Raw genomic sequence first — 16,553 nt, 5'->3', positions numbered from 1 at the left:
GCGCATAAAAAAACCTCCTACAGTAATTGCAAGAGGCTACATATCGTAAAAGCGAGAGATACTAGTTGTTCTCTTGCTCTCTCTTAAGCTTACGTTCTTCTCTTTTTTCTTTCATAAATTCAATAAATGAACCTCCTACCCAGTAAGGTATTACAAAAGTAAGAAGGAAAATCATTAACCAAAACCCTATAGTAAGGATGGTTAAAAATGCGAGAAAACCTAAATATTGGTCAAAATCGAACATAGGATGGTGTCTTTTCTAATTTGTAGCAAAGATACTTGATAATATATATGTCACACAAGAGAAAAAATAGATTTATTGACACCTTATCAACGATGCAAAATGAAGCCAAATGTTTAAATTTGTCTTCCTAATTTCTAACATAATCACAATGGAATATAGAATCGAAAAAGATACAATGGGCGAGGTAAAAGTACCCGCAGATAAATTATGGGGAGCACAAACTGAGCGCTCTCGCAATAACTTTAAAATAGGAGCTCCTGGCTCTATGCCTATTGAAGTGGTACACGGCTTTGCGATTCTTAAAAAAGCAGCTGCTTATACAAACTGTGAGCTAGGTGTATTACCGGTTGAAAAGAGAGATCTTATCGCTGCTGTATGTGATGAGATACTTACAGGTATGCACGATGACCAGTTCCCACTAGTAATCTGGCAAACTGGATCTGGAACACAAAGTAATATGAATGTAAATGAGGTGATTGCAAATAGAGCACACCAACTTGCAGGAAAAACAATAGGTGAAGGTGATAAAACACTTGCGCCTAATGATGATGTAAATAAATCACAATCTTCTAACGATACGTTCCCTACGGGAATGCACATCGCAGGTTATAAAAAGATTGTAGAGAACACAATACCGGGAGTACGCACATTACGTGATACGCTTAAAGCGAAAGCAGATGCCTTTAAAAGCGTGGTAAAAATAGGTCGTACCCACCTTATGGATGCCACTCCCCTTACACTAGGTCAAGAGTTTTCTGGATACGTATCACAACTAGATCACGGACTTAAAGCTTTAGAAAATACATTAGACCACCTTGCAGAGCTTGCTCTAGGAGGAACAGCTGTAGGTACTGGTCTTAATACTCCTAAAGGATATGCGAAGCGTGTCTCTGAGTATATGGCAGAGTTTTCTGGTCACCCGTTCCGTACGGCAGATAATAAGTTTGAAGCACTTGCTGCTCACGATGCAATCGTTGAAACTCACGGTGCGTTAAAACAACTTGCGGTATCTCTTAATAAGATTGCTAATGATATACGCCTTATGGCATCTGGACCACGTAGTGGTATAGGTGAGATAAGTATCCCGGCAAATGAGCCAGGATCTTCTATTATGCCAGGAAAAGTAAACCCTACACAATGTGAAGCACTTACAATGGTTTGTGCGCAAGTTATGGGTAATGATGTGGCTATAGGTGTAGGTGGTATGCAGGGACACTACGAGCTTAATGTATTTAAACCTATGATGGCTTCTAACCTTTTACAATCTGCACAACTTATAGGTGATGCTTGTGTTTCTTTTTCTGAGCACTGTGCTTCAGGTATTGAGCCAAACGAATCTAGAATTAAAGAATTACTAGATAACTCATTAATGCTAGTAACTGCTTTAAATACAAAAATAGGATACTATAAAGCTGCCGAAATAGCAAATACAGCACATAAAAATGGTACAACATTAAAAACAGAAGCTGTAAATCTAGGATACGTAACTGCCGAAGAATTTGACGAGTGGGTACGACCTGAAGATATGGTGTAATTCTTATACCAAATACTTAAGTTAATCGATGAAATGCACAAATTCATCGATTAACTTGTTTTTATTAGTAGTTTAACATATATTTACCATCCCAAATCATAATAAATGAAACTACTATTGGTTCTCTTAGGCTTCCTGCTATGCAGTGTGAGCCTACCACCAGAGACCATTTATCATCTTAAGGATGCTTCTGGAACGCACACCATTACAAGTGTAAAACGTGCGGAATTTACAGAGTTGCATTCAGAAAACTTAGGAGTAGATAATGGTACTTACTGGTTTAAAATAAATAATATCTCTCAACCTAGAGCGATATTAGAGCTACAAACTTCTCACGTAACTACGTTAGAGTTATATGATAATAATGGTACTCTTGTACCTATTATGAAGGACACAAGATTTCCTTCTTACTTTATAAGTAAAGATTTACACAGCTTCCCTCTTTATCTAAAGGGTGACTTTCCACTAGAGGCATTTTTCCCCATCACGATTTCTAATGAAGGTGTCTATGCAAAAAATGATCGTGTAAATATGTTGGGTATAGGCTTCTTTTATGGAACAAGTATCGCACTACTTATCGCAACACTCATCTTTTTCTTTATCGTAAAGAATACAAAGTTTATATTCTTTGCTTTTATCATTTCCGGTATTCTTTTGAGCGTTATTGCACAAGACAATATTCTCAACTTTTTAGGTATCAATATTGGTAATACATTTTACTTAGAAGCTTTAGGACACTACTCTGTAGGGCTTATGGCAATGTTCTTTATGGTTTTCTATTTAAAATTACGCAGCAACCAGCAATGGATTAAGTGGTCTATTTTCTCAATAGTAGCGATTTCCACCTTTTCATTATTCTTTTTTATTTTTACAGAAATGCTATGGGGGCTTATCCTCATAAACTCTTGCTCTATTCTAGCAACTGCTCTTCTCTGGATACTTATATTAAGAATTGCAAAAGGACCTAAGCGCTATGTATTATTTTTAATTTACTCTGTAAACCTATTTTTCTTAGTGAATGTATTTGTATTTCATTTATTAGGAATCACACTACTTGAACGCAGTACTTTTGACGGAGCAGGAATTGCTTTGCTAAACTTTACACTAATCGCCGTACTCTTATTACTCTCTTTCTATGGGATACAAACTACGGGCGTAATAATGAAGCATAAAATAAAAAGGTATGTAGAAGAACTCAAAGAATTAAATACCTATAGAAATATACAAGAAACAGATGATGATTATCTGGAGTCTCTTATTTACCAGTTTAAGCTAGAAAATATAGAGGTAAAAATACTAGATGACATTGCCGAGGGATTAAGTAATGAAGCTATCGCTTCAAAATATGACCTTACTACAGATCGATTAAACCAGGTAACAAAAAGCCTCTATACCAAACTTGGTTTAGAGACTTCTAGTGATTTACAAAATCTTGCTTTTTAAGCAGATTTCTTTTTGACATAGTGTTTTCTATACTGTATGTAAGATATAGCGCCAAAGACCGTAAGAACTGCTGCTGTGATTAGAATTTTTTGATCTGCTATCTCTCCACCGCTTTGGTAAGAGTGTAATCCTGAGAGGTAATAGTTTACCCCAAAGTAAGTAAAGAGTATACTTCCTAATGAGATGATAGATACAAAGTTAAACAGCCATTTACTGCGTAAACCTGGTATTAAACGCATATGTATCACAAATGCATATACGATAAGTGAGATAAGCGCCCAAGTCTCTTTTGGGTCCCATCCCCAGTAACGTCCCCAGCTTTCATTTGCCCATTGCCCTCCTAAAAAAGTACCTATCGCTAGTAACACCATCCCTACGGTAAGAGCAAGCTCATTAATAATAGTAATCTCCTTAATGTTGAGATCCATCTTTTCTCGGTTTTTATCTGTAGTAAATATCATAAGGAGTAATGAAACAATACCCAGAATAGCTCCAAGTGTAAAAGGACCATAACTTGCTACAATTACAGCAGTATGAATCATTAACCAGTAACTATCTAATACAGCTTGTAAATTTTCAATCTCTGGATTCATCCAGTTCATTGAGGCTGCCCAAAGTATAAAAGCACCTACAAATGCGGTACTGGCTATAGTAAGTTGACTCTTTCTCCCGAAGGCAAGACCAAAGAAAACTGTTGCCCATCCCACATAAAGTACAGACTCATACGCATTACTCCACGGTGCGTGCCCAGCGATATACCATCTCCATATTAAACCTATAGTATGAACGATAAAGAGCACAACAATAGCTGCAGCTCCAAGCTTAGTCATTACACTAACGAACTTATTAGGCTTAAAAATAGCTACTATTACAAATACCATCATAAAAACTGCAGCCAGCATATACATCCAGTACAGTTTTGTAAAAACATCATATTTATTATAAAAAATCTCTGCATCACGCTTCTCTACAGAAGGCATAATATCATTACTGTGACTACGTTGAAATTTTTCTATACCCTGCAATACCTTATCTGCGTCTGAGTAGTCACCGCTTAGTCTTCCTTTTTTTAGGCTTAATAAATATGCTGGAAAAATTTGATTTGCTATTACAGAGTCTGTCGCCTTATAGGGTACATCTTTAACTTGAATAGGTGATATCCAAGTATTATTTGAATCATCAGGTTTTGGAAAGATTCTTAATACCTCTTTTACAAGCGTTCTATCAAGAAGATTCATACGCTCAGAGACGTCTATAAACTCCTTTGATATTTTAGTCGGGTTTGCCTCTGCATAAGCATCTGGCAAAAATGGAGAAAGCTTATACTTGAAATCTGAAGTAAAGAAATCCATTTGTTTAAAGTACTTCCTGTCTGACGGTACTCCTATCACATTACGTAAACTATCGTTACCCTTAGGTAAGTAAATAATCTCTGCAAAGCTCCATATCTGTGGATTTTCCATCATAGAAAGCATTACTTGGTCTGCCGTAAGCCCTTCATAAGTATCGCTTCTACTTAACTTACGTAATAGCATACTTGAGTATGTATTAATAGGCATCATACGCCCGTCTTCTTGTATGATAAGACGTCCAAATTTTTCTGCGTGTTCTAAAGGTATGGCATTCTCAACGATGAGTTTTTTAATCTCTTCTTGAGAAGGCATACGCTGCTCGTGCTGTGGTCCGGTATGACCTTCTAGACCAAGTATATCACCTATGTTTTCGCCAGTCACAGAAACGGAATCTTGTACAACTACGTTTCCGTTACTTACTTCGGTAGTTTGATTAGATATATCTTCTTGTGCGTATCCTGCTTTCGCGAAAGCGATCAAAAACACAATCATCATAAGCTTAGACTTCTTAAGTTTTACTTTATCAAGACGTCTTTTGAGCTCACCAAAACGTGACCCCTTATCAAATAATATCATCATCATACCTATATACAATAAAAAATAACCTATATATGTCACCCAGGTACCCCAGAAATCGTGACTTACAGAAAGTATGGTACCAGACTCATCTGGAAAGAAACTCGCCTGAAAAAACCTGAAACCCTTGTGGTCTAGTACGTGATTCATATAAATGTCGTAATCAAAACTTTCTTCTGTATCTTCTACAGTAATTTTACTCTCAAAAGAAGAGTATACGTTTTGTGTACCAGGGTACCTTCTCGCTATAAATTCATTAAGCTTTATAGAAAATGGTAGCGGCATAGCCTTACTACCGTATGCTAGATAAACTTTGTGCCCACCTACTTCTATTTGCTTTTTATCATTGCTATAACCTCGACCGCCTAGTAACCCTACCGTCTTAGTCTCTCCGTTTACGGTTACATCTACAAAGAGTGCATCTTCTTGATTTTTTTCTTTTACCTCCTTTGCAACAATACCAGTACGACCGCGTATAGCCTGGTCTGGTATCACAAGTAACTTACCTCCTAGGTTGTATAGTGCTCGCAGTTTAAGTGGCTGCGCTACATCTTCTGGCACTTCGCTCTCATCTTGTGTTGCCATTACAGTTACAGAACCTGCAAATGGTGACTTAAAAGTGTAGTTTTCTCCATCAAAACCTATGTTTATTGCACCATCTGTAGGTTTATTAAAAGCATAGAGTACATTGTGTATGTTTACTAACTCACCTTCTACTAGAAAGTGCTCGTGACGCTGGTTATCTGTACCGGTCTCAACTATTTTAAGATGCCATAATCCATTTTCATCTTCTACAAAACCATCTTGTGCTCCATCTATAAATTTGTTAAAATCAAATGTAAATGTGGTCTTATCACTTCTGTTATTTGTATCGTGCACAAAATCTTCTGTCCACGTAAAGTCATTGTTTAGCCTTGGTGAGAGTGAGAGTTCTTTTTCTACAGCGCGACGCATAGGCTGTCCATTTTGCTCACCATCTATAAAAACTTCTAGATACGTTTTCTCGCTTAAAAAAGAATTTTCTGAGGCACCCTCTTCTATAGGCATCACCCCTTCATAACTTATATATCTTGTAATACCCGCTCCTATTAAGATAAGCACAAAAGAAAGGTGAAAAATAAGTGTAGTTATCTTCTCTTTGCGCAGTAGTTTGTACCTGAATATATTCCCTATAAAGTTCACAACAAATAAGATGTGTATAAGAGTAAACCACCACGCATCATAAATCCAGTATCTTGAGTATGGTGTAGGTGACGTTTCTTGACCTTGGTCTAAAAACGTTCCTACTGCCATTGCAACAAAGTAGGCTATAAAGAGAATCCCCATTAAGCGTGTGGAGAATAAAATAGAAGCAATTTTCTTTTGCATAATTCAGGCAAATTTTTACGACTGCAAAGATAACCCACGAGCAGCTAAAAACCTTAGCACAATGATTCATAAAATATGAAAGCTCAACAGTTTTAAAAAAGCCTATTTTTGCTAGTATGATTGAAGTAAACATTGTGGGTACAGGCAACGTGGCCTGGCATCTTGCAAAGGCACTAGGTGCACAAAACAACGCCGTTGTAATGCAAGTGGCAGGGAGATCACAAGCCAGCCTTGAGCCCTTTAAGCATATGGCGCGCCATACCGTAACTATAAATAACCTGACAGCTGCAGATGTTACGATTATCGCAGTAAGTGATGATATGATTGCACAGGTATCTGAGCAAATACCTTTTGACAACACACTTGTGGTACATACCTCTGGATATACGGCTATGAGTACGCTTTCGCGAAAGCATAAAAAAGGAGTTTTCTATCCACTCCAAAGTTTTTCTAAAGACGATGTCTCTTTGCACTTTGCCGAAATACCAATTCTAGTAGAGGCAGAAAATGACGAAGACGAAAAAACGCTACGCGAGCTAGCCAGTATGATTTCTGATACAGTACAAGTAATAAACAGTGCACAAAGAAGACAGCTCCATCTCGCTGCCGTGTTTGCAAATAATTTTACAAACCACTGCTATACCGTTGCTCAAGATATCTGCGACCAATATGAGGTAGATGTAAAAACCTTGCACCCACTTATTTTAAAAACTGCACAAAAGGCTTTAGAAAATGGCCCTACAAATAGTCAAACGGGCCCAGCAAAAAGAGGTGACAAGGAAGTCATAAACAAGCAACTAGATTTACTAGAAAACCCAGATCACAAGGATATTTACAACACCCTTACAAAAGCAATATACACTACCTATGGAAAAAAGCTATAAAGAATATTTACACGACATAACCACCTTTATTTTTGATGTAGATGGTGTTCTCACAGATGGTAAACTACATATTACCACAGAGGGACAAATGCATCGTACAATGAATGTAAAAGATGGTTATGCAATAAAAGCAGCTCTTGACGCTGGATATAATATATGTATTATAAGTGGTGGCACAGATGAGGGTGTGCGCTCAAGGCTTCAAAAACTAGGTATAAGTGACGTTGCTCTCGGAGCTCATAACAAGATGGAACACCTAGAGGTGTACCTCAAAGACAAGCAGATAGCACCAGAAAATATTTTATATATGGGTGATGATATACCAGACTATCCCGTTATGCAATTTGCAGGTCTCCCCTGCTGCCCGCAAAATGCGGTAAAAGAGATAAAAGATATCTCAAAATACATCTCACATAAAAATGGTGGTCAGGGCTGTGTGAGAGATGTGATAGAGCAAGTACTTAAAGTACAAGGCAACTGGATGAAAAATGTAGATGCAGCAGCTCATTAACGAGATATTGTGTATTTTTAATTAAAACAACCTAACCACTTAGTTGAAGTATCTAAACCTTATAAGATTCAAAAATCTTATTATGATAATTGTTATGCAATGTGTCATACGCTATGCCATTGCTCAAATAGAAGATATTGACATCACACTAAGCACGTTAGGGCTATTGTTTCTCATACTAGCCACTGTCCTCATTGCTGCTGGAGGTTACGTCATAAATGACATTTATGATGTGGTGGCAGATAAAATTAATAAAGCAAAAAAACGTATAGTAGGTATTTCTGTAGATGAAAAACAAGCAAAGCTCATCTACTTTACTCTTACATTTACGGGATTAGGTTTAGGTTTTATACTCACAAACTTAATGGCGCACCCTATCTATTTCATTTACTTTTTACTTAGTGCAGGGTCCTTATACCTTTATGCTAGGTTTATAAAAAAGTATGCTTTTATAGGTAACTTGCTCGTAAGCATCTTAGTGGGGCTCTCAGTTATTTTGGTACCCCTTTTTGAACTTGTACCTGCTATAAATACAAGTAACAATGAGGAGCAACTAGGTGCTTTTATGGTATTTATTTCTGTAGGGATATTTGCCTTTGCTATCACACTTATAAGAGAGCTTGTAAAAGATATAGAAGATATACAAGGTGATCACGTGGCGGGCTATAAAACGCTACCTATAGTACTAGGTGCGCAGCGCACAGCGCGATTTTCTGTGGTACTCACTCTTATAATAATCACATTTATAAGTTGGTACACATTCACTTTTCTGTATGATTATAAAATAGCTGTTGCGACAGTTTTCTTTGCTATCATTGGTCCGCTTGGGTATTGCTGTTCAAAATTATGGGAGGCAACTAAAAAAAGTGAACTCTCACACGTATCACTCATTCTTAAAGTAATTATGTTTGTAGGTATATGTATTATCCCATTACTTATACACGCTATTTACTATGCTTAAAGAAAAATTAAAAAATCACAACCTCATACTTGCCTCTGGTTCTCCTAGACGCCAGCAGTTTTTTAAAGAACTTGACCTAGATTTTACCATACAACTCAAACCAGTAGACGAGACTTTTCCAGATCACTTACAGGGTACAGAAATTACAGACTATCTAGCAAAACTTAAGGCCGCAGCCTTTACAGACTTACAAGCTACAGATATACTTGTAACCAGTGACACCATAGTATGGTTTAATGGGGTAGCACTTAATAAGCCAGAAGATCGTGATGAGGCCTATGCGATGATTGCTGCCCTTTCTGGTAATAGCCACCAGGTTATTACTTCTGTAGCGTTTACCACAGAAGAGAGTCAAACAGTGATAAATGACACAACCACCGTCACCTTTAAAGAGCTTACAGAAGCAGAGATTAATTACTACATTGATAATTACCAGCCTTATGATAAAGCTGGTGGTTATGGTATACAAGAATGGTTTGGCTACATAGCCGTAACAAGTCTTGAGGGTTCGTACTTTAATGTGATGGGTATGCCCCTACATAAAGTTTACGAAACGTTAATGCAGCTGGCAGACTAGTAGCTTTTCTGTACTTTTAGTTAAAAAGTAAATTATGGGATTCTTAAAAAAAATGTTTGCCCTAGAGCGTGCAATTTTCTTTTCTATAGCGGCTATTGCTATACTCGCGATGCTTATAAGTTGTAAAAAAGAGACTGGGGATAATATCGCTTTCGCGAAAGCGGACTCAATTCAAAAAAACACTGCAGAAAAACGTAATTTATCTCAAGAGTGGAAAGATTATTGGTACGCCGGAGTTGCCGAAATTTCTTCATATAAGCTGGATCAAGCTCGATATGGAGAGTTGCGTGCAGGCACTGCTACATTAATTTATGTAACCGAAGATTTCTTGCCTAAAAAACAAGTAAAAGCAGATGCCCAAAACGATAGCAATATTCCTGTACTAAAGCTCAATGCTACCAAAAAGTTTGTGACAGGCATCTACCCTTATTCCATAATGACGAGCACATTTTATCCCGTTACCGAAAAAAAACACGCTGTAAAAGTATCACAGAGCACACAAGAATGGTGCGGTCACGTATATGCACAACTTAATAACAGAGAAGACTTTGAAGTAACCTCTCACTCCTACTTTGAATCTGAGGCAGACCAAGAAATGAGTTTACCAAAGGATATACTAGAAAATGAATTATGGACTCAGATACGCCTTGACCCAACCTCGCTCCCTACCGGATCTTTTAAGGCAATACCTAATCTTGAATATATACGTAACTCACATAAAGAACTTAGAGCATATGATGCAACAGCAACCATAGAAAATGGGACGTATACTATTACCTACCCTAGCCTACAACGCAGTGTTGTAATACACTTCTCTCCTCAATTTCCATATACTATAGAGGGATGGACAGAGACATTTCCTCAAGGGCGCGACGGCACGCCTATGACAACAACTGCTACCAAAATAAAGACTATTAAAAGTGCCTACTGGGGTAAAAAAAGTATTGCAGATGAAGCTTTGCGTACAGAATTACAATTAAACTAATGAAAAGACTGCGCAAACAACTTAAAAAAGTCAATCCATTTACAAGTGCAAATGTGATGTCTAAGAATGTGATAAAGGAACAAATGTCACACGCCCCAGGTCACGTGGTTTATACTGGGTCAAAAGAGATAAAAGATGTTCTCATAGATGTTTTTGACTACAATGCAACCTTTGTAGAAGAAGAAACAGTACACGAGTTCTCCAGCTACACAAAAGACACAGACGAAAAAACGGTTACCTGGGTAAATGTAAATGGTCTTTCTGACACACAAGCTCTTACAGATATATCACACAAGTATGACCTACACCCACTTGTGATGGAAGATGTGGCAAACACCAGCCAGCGACCAAAACTAGATGAGTATCCAGATCATTTATTTATTGTTTTTAAAATGCTCTATCACGATATAGATGGTAAATTAAATACGGAGCACATAAGCCTCATTCTTGGCAAGTCTTATGTCTTGCTTATGCAAGAGTATGATGGTGACGTTTTTGACGGAATTAGAGATCGTATACGCCTATCTAAAGGTCGCGTGCGCACTACTGGGGCAGATTACCTAATGTATGCACTTATGGATGCTGTGATAGATCACTACTTTATAATTATAGAGACCCTAAGCGATAAAATAGAAGATCTAGAAGAAAGGATATATACAAACCCTTCAGAAAACTATTCACAAGAGATACAACAGCTCAAAAAAGAGGTGATACAAGTACGCAGGTCAATATTTCCGTTACGGGAGGTTGTAAATAAGCTAGAAAAAGTAGATAATCACCTCATACTTAAAAAAACGCAAGTCTTTGTGCGTGATCTTTATGATCATACCATACAGGTAATTGAGACTGTAGAAGTTTATAGAGATACCATAGCAGGACTAATGGATATGAACTCGACAAACATCGCAAACCGTATGAACGAGGTGATGAAGGTGCTTACTATTATCGCAACTATTTTTATACCTATGACTTTTCTAGCAGGTATTTATGGGATGAATTTTGAACACATTCCAGAGTTACAAATGCAAAATGGTTACTACTACTTCTGGGGAGCTATGGTTTTTATATTTATAGGTTCTATCATATACTTTAAACGCAAAAAATGGCTCTAGAATTTATAAACTTATACAGAGAGCAACTTATAGAGAGTGCCATCGTAGCGGTTGTTATGATAGGTTTACGTATGGTGATTTCTTACTTTGTAAATCGGTTTTCAGATAGAAAAAATAAGGTAAAGCAACGTGCAAATCTAGTAATGAAGTATGTAGACTTTATTCTTATCCTCATTGCCTCTGTGTTTGCTTTTCTTATCTGGAGCCTTAATGCTAGAGATATAGGCGTGTATGCCTCTTCGGTTTTTGCTCTTATAGGTATAGGCTTTTTTGCTCAATGGTCTGTATTAAGTAATATGACCTCTGGTGTAATTATATTTTTTACACTTCCTTATAAAATAGGAGATCGTATAAAAATACACGACAAAGATTTTCCCATAATTGCCATCATAGAAGACATAAAAGGCTTCCATATGAATTTGCGCACAGATGATGGCGGCCTGCATACCTATCCCAACAGTCTTATTATGCAAAAAGGAGTCACCTTAGTACAAGACGGTGTCGCCACCCGCATAGTAGATCCCGTAGATGGTACTCAAGATAATGAGCATTTTAACAAGCCTGTATAATCGTTAAAGAAAACTTAAAGAAAACTTCCTAGGCATTGATATTAGGTATATTTGAGTGATACCAACACGCTCAATATGACACGCAAATCCTATGTGATTTTTGTTCTGATTTCTTTTTTTGCTTTCGCGAAAGCGTACTCACAAGGAATCACTGTACAGCCCAGTAAACCTACAGCTAGCGAAATTTATGAAGACTTAAAAAAGCTAAATTTCTTAGGCTCTGTACTATACGTTGCCGCGCACCCAGATGACGAGAACACAACAGCTATCTCCTACTTTGCAAATACCGTAAAAGCAAGAACAGCATACTTATCACTCACAAGAGGTGATGGTGGCCAGAATATCATAGGCCCAGAACTAAGGGAACTTTTAGGAGTAATACGCACTAATGAGTTACTTGCCGCTCGCGCAACAGATGGTGGAGAGCAACGTTTTACACGTGCAAACGATTTTGGTTACTCAAAACACCCAGATGAGACACTTGCCATCTGGAACAAAGAAGAAGTACTGGGTGATGTAGTATGGGCAATACGAACTTTTAAGCCAGATGTAATCATTAATAGATTTAATCACAGAACACCGGGAAGCACACACGGCCACCACACCTCTAGTGCAATGCTCTCTGTAGAGGCATATGATCTCGCTGGAGATGCCTCAAAATATCCAGATCAATTACAATACACAGATACCTGGTCACCACAAAGACAATTCTTTAATACCTCTTGGTGGTTTTATGGAAGTAGAGAAAAATTTGAAGCGGCAGATAAGTCTAACCTTGTGAAAGTAGATGTAGGTACCTTCTACCCTGGTTTAGGGTTATCAAATACAGAAATATCTTCCCTTAGTAGAAGCCAGCATAAGTCTCAAGGATTTGGTAATACAGGCTCGCGTGGTACTAGTGATACTTATTTTGAGTTATTACGTGGAGAAATGCCTACTAACGATGATGTTTTTCAAGGTATTAACACCACCTGGACACGTGTTAAAGGAGGAAAAGCAATAAAGACAATACTAGACAACGTAGTGGCAACCTATGACTTTACTGCGCCAGATAAGAGTATACCACAACTTATGAAGGCATATGCTCTCGTACAACAACTAGACACACACTGGAAAAACATAAAATCTAAAGAACTTGAGACCATTATCACTGCAGTGACAGGCCTATACCTAGAAGCAAAAGCAGATACAAATTATGCAACCATAGGCAGCTCAATAAAACTGGATATAGAAGCTATAAATAGAAGTGCACAGTCTGTGATTCTCAAAAAAGCTACGGTAACGGCAACAAATAACGTAGTGGCGTCTAATAAACCACTAGCGAATAATGAGCGTTATACTACATCTAAAACCCTTACAGTAAGTGATGATTTTAAAGAAACCTCAGCTTATTGGTTACGAGAAGAAGGTACTTTAGGTATGTACAAGGTTGCAGACCAGCAAATGATAGGTAAACCAGAAACACCACAAGAAAACACAGTCACATTTGACCTTATCATTTCGGGAGTGCCTATAAGTATTACAAAACCTATTGTCTATAAATACAATGACAGAGTAAAAGGTGAAGTGTATGAGCCTTTTGAAATTGTACCAGCTGTGTCATCTAGACTAGAGTCTAAGGTGATCATTTTCGCGAAAGCAGAATCAAAAAAAATACCCGTGACAGTCACAGCACATCAAGCTAATTTTACAGGAACGGTTGTGCTAGACAAACCATCTGGATGGAAGGTATCACCTGCTAGTTATGATGTTTCTATAGCAAATAAGGGAGAAGAAAAAGAGTTTTTATTTACAGTAACACCACCAGCTGGTGATAGCGAGGGTGATTTGAGTCCGCGTGTGGTTTCTGGAGGAAAGACGTATACTAAAGAGCTTATAAAAATAGACTACGCTCACATCCCGCTGCAGTCATTATTCTTGCCTAATAAAGCACGTGTTGTACGACTTGACATTGCACGCAAGGGTAACTACATAGGCTATATACAAGGAGCTGGAGATGCGGTACCAGATAACCTCGCGCAAATAGGTTATCAAGTTGCAGTGATAGACCCTGCGACCATAACACCAGAGTTGCTATCACAGTTTGACGCTGTGGTTGTAGGTATACGTGCTTATAATGTGGTAGATGAGATGCAAGCAAAACAACCACTACTACTAGATTATGTAAAAGATGGCGGAACACTTATCGCACAATACAACACCTCTGGACGCTGGGGCAACACAAAAATAGGCGCTCCGTATGAGCTTACACTTTCTAGAGACCGTGTGACAGATGAAAATAGCGAGGTGAGAATCCTAGCAAAAGATCACCCACTTATGAATTTTCCTAACAAGTTGTCTCAACAAGATTTTAAGGGATGGACACAAGAGAGAGGCCTTTATTTTCCAAATAAATGGTCTAGTGAGTACACGCCTATTTTATCTATGAACGATAAGGGAGAGACTGCAAAAGATGGAAGTCTTCTCATCGCAGTATATGGTAAAGGACATTATATCTACACTGGCTTAAGCTTTTTTAGAGAGTTACCAGCTGGAGTGTCTGGGGCTTATAAATTATTTGCAAATATGCTAAGTGTAGGTAAACAAGAACAGCAAGATATCAAACAGTAACTATGAACAAGCCAACCTCGTACACCTGGAAGAAGAAATACACAATCATCTTATTGCTTAATCTAGCATACTTTATTGCTTTCTATTTCTTAATGACCTCATTCTCATAATATGGAAACTATAGACTGGGCTGTACTTGCATTAACCTTAATTTTTATTGTGGTTTATGGAACTTATAAAACACAAGGAAGTAAAAATGCCGTAGAATATATAAAAGGCGGTAACTCCTCAAAATGGTGGACCGTAGGTCTCTCTGTAATGGCAACACAGGCAAGTGCCATCACTTTTTTATCTACCACGGGACAAGGTTTTTATGATGGAATGGGATTTGTACAATTCTATTTTGGACTGCCTATTGCAATGGTCATTATATGTCTTGTTTTTATCCCTATATACCACAGACTTAAGGTCTTTACTGCTTACGAGTATCTAGAAAGTAGGTTTGATCTTAAAACACGCTCACTAGCTGCTATCCTCTTTTTAATACAGCGTAGTCTCGCAGCAGGTATTACTATCTATGCTCCTGCCATCATTCTCTCTGCCGTATTAGGTTGGGATCTTACAATGCTCAATATTCTTATAGGTATCGTTGTGATTATCTATACCGTTTCTGGTGGCACAAAGGCAGTAAGTATTACACAAAAGCAACAAATGGCAGTCATTTTTGCAGGGATGGCAATTGCTTTTTACCTCATACTTGACAAACTTCCAGAAAACATAAACTTTACAGATGCGCTAAGTATCGCCGGTGCTGGCGAAAAAATGAACCTACTAGATTTTTCTTTTGACCTTAGTAATAGGTATACGGTCTGGACAGGTCTGTTAGGAGGTACTTTTTTAATGCTCTCCTACTTTGGTACAGATCAGAGTCAAGTGCAGCGTTACCTCTCTGGTAAAAATGTAAAGGAAATGCAAATGGGTCTTCTCTTTAACGGCGCTCTTAAAATCCCGATGCAATTTTTCATACTACTGGTAGGAGTGATGGTTTTTGTTTTTTATCAGTTTAATAGTGCACCACTACACTTTAATCCTGCGGCGACAGATGCAGTTAAATCATCTATTTATGCAAGTGAGTTTGCCTCGCTAGAAGAACAACTTCTTACAAACCAAGAACTACAAAAACAAGCAGCATTTAACTATGCTCAAGACCCTACTCTTGACACTTATGAGCAAGATGGTGAGACACTATCTTACATCACTTCTTATGAAACTAGAGATAAACAGTTACGTAAAAAAGGAAAAACTATTATCTCAAAAGCTGCTCCAGAGGTAGAAAATAATGACAAAGATTACGTCTTCATACACTTTATACTTAACAACTTACCTAACGGTCTCATAGGCTTGCTTCTTGCTGTAATATTAAGTGCTGCAATGTCATCTACCGCATCTGAGCTCAATGCTCTAGGCGCAACCACAGCCGTAGATCTTTACAAGCGCAACTACAGAGGAGAGATGACAGATGCGTTATATGTAAAAAGCACCAAAGGTTTTACACTTATGTGGGGTATACTCGCCATTATTGTAGCCTGCACGGCCAGCCTTTTTGAAAACTTAATACAGCTAGTAAACATTATAGGTTCTATTTTTTATGGAAATATCTTAGGGATATTTTTACTAGCCTTCTTTATCAAATTTGTAAAAAGTAACGCCGTATTTATCGCAGCGCTTATCACGCAGGTAATTATTATTATCGTTTACGGCTTGATACATTATGATATTATAGAGTTTCCGTACTTGTGGCTTAACGTAGTAGGCTGTGGTCTTGTGATGGGACTAGCAATGTTGCTACAAGCAAGCTTTGGGAGTTCTGATAAGGACTATGTGTAA

13 protein-coding genes are annotated in these 16,553 nt (G+C 37.8%); 11 read left to right on the top strand and 2 right to left on the bottom strand.

Annotation, left to right across the window (positions count from 1 at the left end; translation table 11 throughout):
* Positions 1-61: 61 nt before the first annotated feature.
* Positions 62-244 (bottom strand): hypothetical protein, encoded by a 183-nt coding sequence (locus tag ACFO5T_RS12480; RefSeq protein ID WP_021779402.1) that lies wholly within the window; start codon positions 242-244, stop codon positions 62-64.
* Positions 245-392: 148 nt separating this feature from the next.
* Here ACFO5T_RS12480 and fumC point away from each other — a divergent pair, with 148 nt between their 5' ends.
* Positions 393-1,778, top strand: a complete 1,386-nt coding sequence (gene fumC / locus ACFO5T_RS12475; RefSeq protein WP_375252707.1) for a class II fumarate hydratase — start codon at positions 393-395, stop codon at positions 1,776-1,778.
* A 105-nt stretch (positions 1,779-1,883) separates the two neighbouring features.
* A complete protein-coding gene (locus ACFO5T_RS12470; RefSeq protein WP_380034879.1) occupies positions 1,884-3,221 on the top strand; it encodes a 7TM-DISM domain-containing protein in 1,338 nt (445 codons plus the stop codon).
* On the opposite strand, the gene ACFO5T_RS12465 is transcribed toward ACFO5T_RS12470, so the two are convergent.
* Complete coding sequence (locus tag ACFO5T_RS12465; RefSeq protein WP_380034876.1) at positions 3,218-6,517, bottom strand: cytochrome c biogenesis protein CcsA; 3,300 nt, start codon at positions 6,515-6,517, stop codon at positions 3,218-3,220. The two genes, ACFO5T_RS12470 and ACFO5T_RS12465, sit on opposite strands and share 4 nt — an antisense overlap.
* Positions 6,518-6,633: 116 nt before the next feature.
* On the opposite strand from ACFO5T_RS12465, the gene ACFO5T_RS12460 reads away from it, so the two are divergent.
* From ACFO5T_RS12460 to ACFO5T_RS12420, 9 genes are all read left to right on the top strand, one after another.
* A complete protein-coding gene (locus tag ACFO5T_RS12460) occupies positions 6,634-7,401 on the top strand; it encodes a Rossmann-like and DUF2520 domain-containing protein (protein ID WP_380034873.1) in 768 nt (255 codons plus the stop codon).
* Positions 7,385-7,912, top strand: coding sequence for a KdsC family phosphatase (locus ACFO5T_RS12455; protein WP_380034870.1), 528 nt, complete (start codon positions 7,385-7,387; stop codon positions 7,910-7,912). Before ACFO5T_RS12460 ends, ACFO5T_RS12455 begins: the two co-directional genes overlap by 17 nt.
* A gap of 43 nt (positions 7,913-7,955) precedes the next feature.
* Positions 7,956-8,873 carry a geranylgeranylglycerol-phosphate geranylgeranyltransferase gene (locus tag ACFO5T_RS12450; RefSeq protein WP_380034867.1) on the top strand — a complete coding sequence of 306 codons (918 nt, stop codon included), beginning with the start codon at positions 7,956-7,958 and terminating at the stop codon, positions 8,871-8,873.
* Positions 8,866-9,450, top strand: a complete 585-nt coding sequence (locus ACFO5T_RS12445) for a Maf-like protein (RefSeq protein ID WP_380034864.1) — start codon at positions 8,866-8,868, stop codon at positions 9,448-9,450. Before ACFO5T_RS12450 ends, ACFO5T_RS12445 begins: the two co-directional genes overlap by 8 nt.
* Positions 9,451-9,484: 34 nt before the next feature.
* Positions 9,485-10,435, top strand: a complete 951-nt coding sequence (locus ACFO5T_RS12440; protein ID WP_380034861.1) for a septum formation inhibitor Maf — start codon at positions 9,485-9,487, stop codon at positions 10,433-10,435.
* Positions 10,435-11,547, top strand: a complete 1,113-nt coding sequence (gene corA / locus ACFO5T_RS12435) for a magnesium/cobalt transporter CorA (RefSeq protein WP_380034858.1) — start codon at positions 10,435-10,437, stop codon at positions 11,545-11,547. Before ACFO5T_RS12440 ends, corA begins: the two co-directional genes overlap by 1 nt.
* Positions 11,538-12,116 carry a mechanosensitive ion channel domain-containing protein gene (locus ACFO5T_RS12430; RefSeq protein WP_380034855.1) on the top strand — a complete coding sequence of 193 codons (579 nt, stop codon included), beginning with the start codon at positions 11,538-11,540 and terminating at the stop codon, positions 12,114-12,116. The genes corA and ACFO5T_RS12430 overlap by 10 nt, the downstream gene beginning before the upstream one ends.
* A 75-nt stretch (positions 12,117-12,191) precedes the next feature.
* Positions 12,192-14,726: a PIG-L family deacetylase gene (locus ACFO5T_RS12425; RefSeq protein ID WP_380034852.1), complete on the top strand. Its 2,535-nt coding sequence runs from the start codon at positions 12,192-12,194 to the stop codon at positions 14,724-14,726.
* Positions 14,727-14,837: 111 nt separating this feature from the next.
* Complete coding sequence (locus ACFO5T_RS12420) at positions 14,838-16,553, top strand: sodium:solute symporter family protein (protein WP_380034849.1); 1,716 nt, start codon at positions 14,838-14,840, stop codon at positions 16,551-16,553.

The organism is Dokdonia genika, from assembly GCF_042652845.1.
Lineage (GTDB): Bacteria > Bacteroidota > Bacteroidia > Flavobacteriales > Flavobacteriaceae > Dokdonia > Dokdonia donghaensis.
Note: the sequence above shows the minus strand (reverse complement) of the source record. Positions and strands in the feature narration are given on the sequence as shown.

What these genes read in the sequence shown, in the direction of transcription:
- ACFO5T_RS12480 (WP_021779402.1), bottom strand. Translation starts at nt 244, where the DNA reads ATGTTCGATTTTGACCAATATTTAGGTTTTCTCGCATTTTTAACCATC.
- fumC (WP_375252707.1), top strand. Translation starts at nt 393, where the DNA reads ATGGAATATAGAATCGAAAAAGATACAATGGGCGAGGTAAAAGTACCC.
- ACFO5T_RS12470 (WP_380034879.1), top strand. Translation starts at nt 1,884, where the DNA reads ATGAAACTACTATTGGTTCTCTTAGGCTTCCTGCTATGCAGTGTGAGC.
- ACFO5T_RS12465 (WP_380034876.1), bottom strand. Translation starts at nt 6,517, where the DNA reads ATGCAAAAGAAAATTGCTTCTATTTTATTCTCCACACGCTTAATGGGG.
- ACFO5T_RS12460 (WP_380034873.1), top strand. Translation starts at nt 6,634, where the DNA reads ATGATTGAAGTAAACATTGTGGGTACAGGCAACGTGGCCTGGCATCTT.
- ACFO5T_RS12455 (WP_380034870.1), top strand. Translation starts at nt 7,385, where the DNA reads ATGGAAAAAAGCTATAAAGAATATTTACACGACATAACCACCTTTATT.
- ACFO5T_RS12445 (WP_380034864.1), top strand. Translation starts at nt 8,866, where the DNA reads ATGCTTAAAGAAAAATTAAAAAATCACAACCTCATACTTGCCTCTGGT.
- ACFO5T_RS12440 (WP_380034861.1), top strand. Translation starts at nt 9,485, where the DNA reads ATGGGATTCTTAAAAAAAATGTTTGCCCTAGAGCGTGCAATTTTCTTT.
- corA (WP_380034858.1), top strand. Translation starts at nt 10,435, where the DNA reads ATGAAAAGACTGCGCAAACAACTTAAAAAAGTCAATCCATTTACAAGT.
- ACFO5T_RS12430 (WP_380034855.1), top strand. Translation starts at nt 11,538, where the DNA reads ATGGCTCTAGAATTTATAAACTTATACAGAGAGCAACTTATAGAGAGT.
- ACFO5T_RS12425 (WP_380034852.1), top strand. Translation starts at nt 12,192, where the DNA reads ATGACACGCAAATCCTATGTGATTTTTGTTCTGATTTCTTTTTTTGCT.
- ACFO5T_RS12420 (WP_380034849.1), top strand. Translation starts at nt 14,838, where the DNA reads ATGGAAACTATAGACTGGGCTGTACTTGCATTAACCTTAATTTTTATT.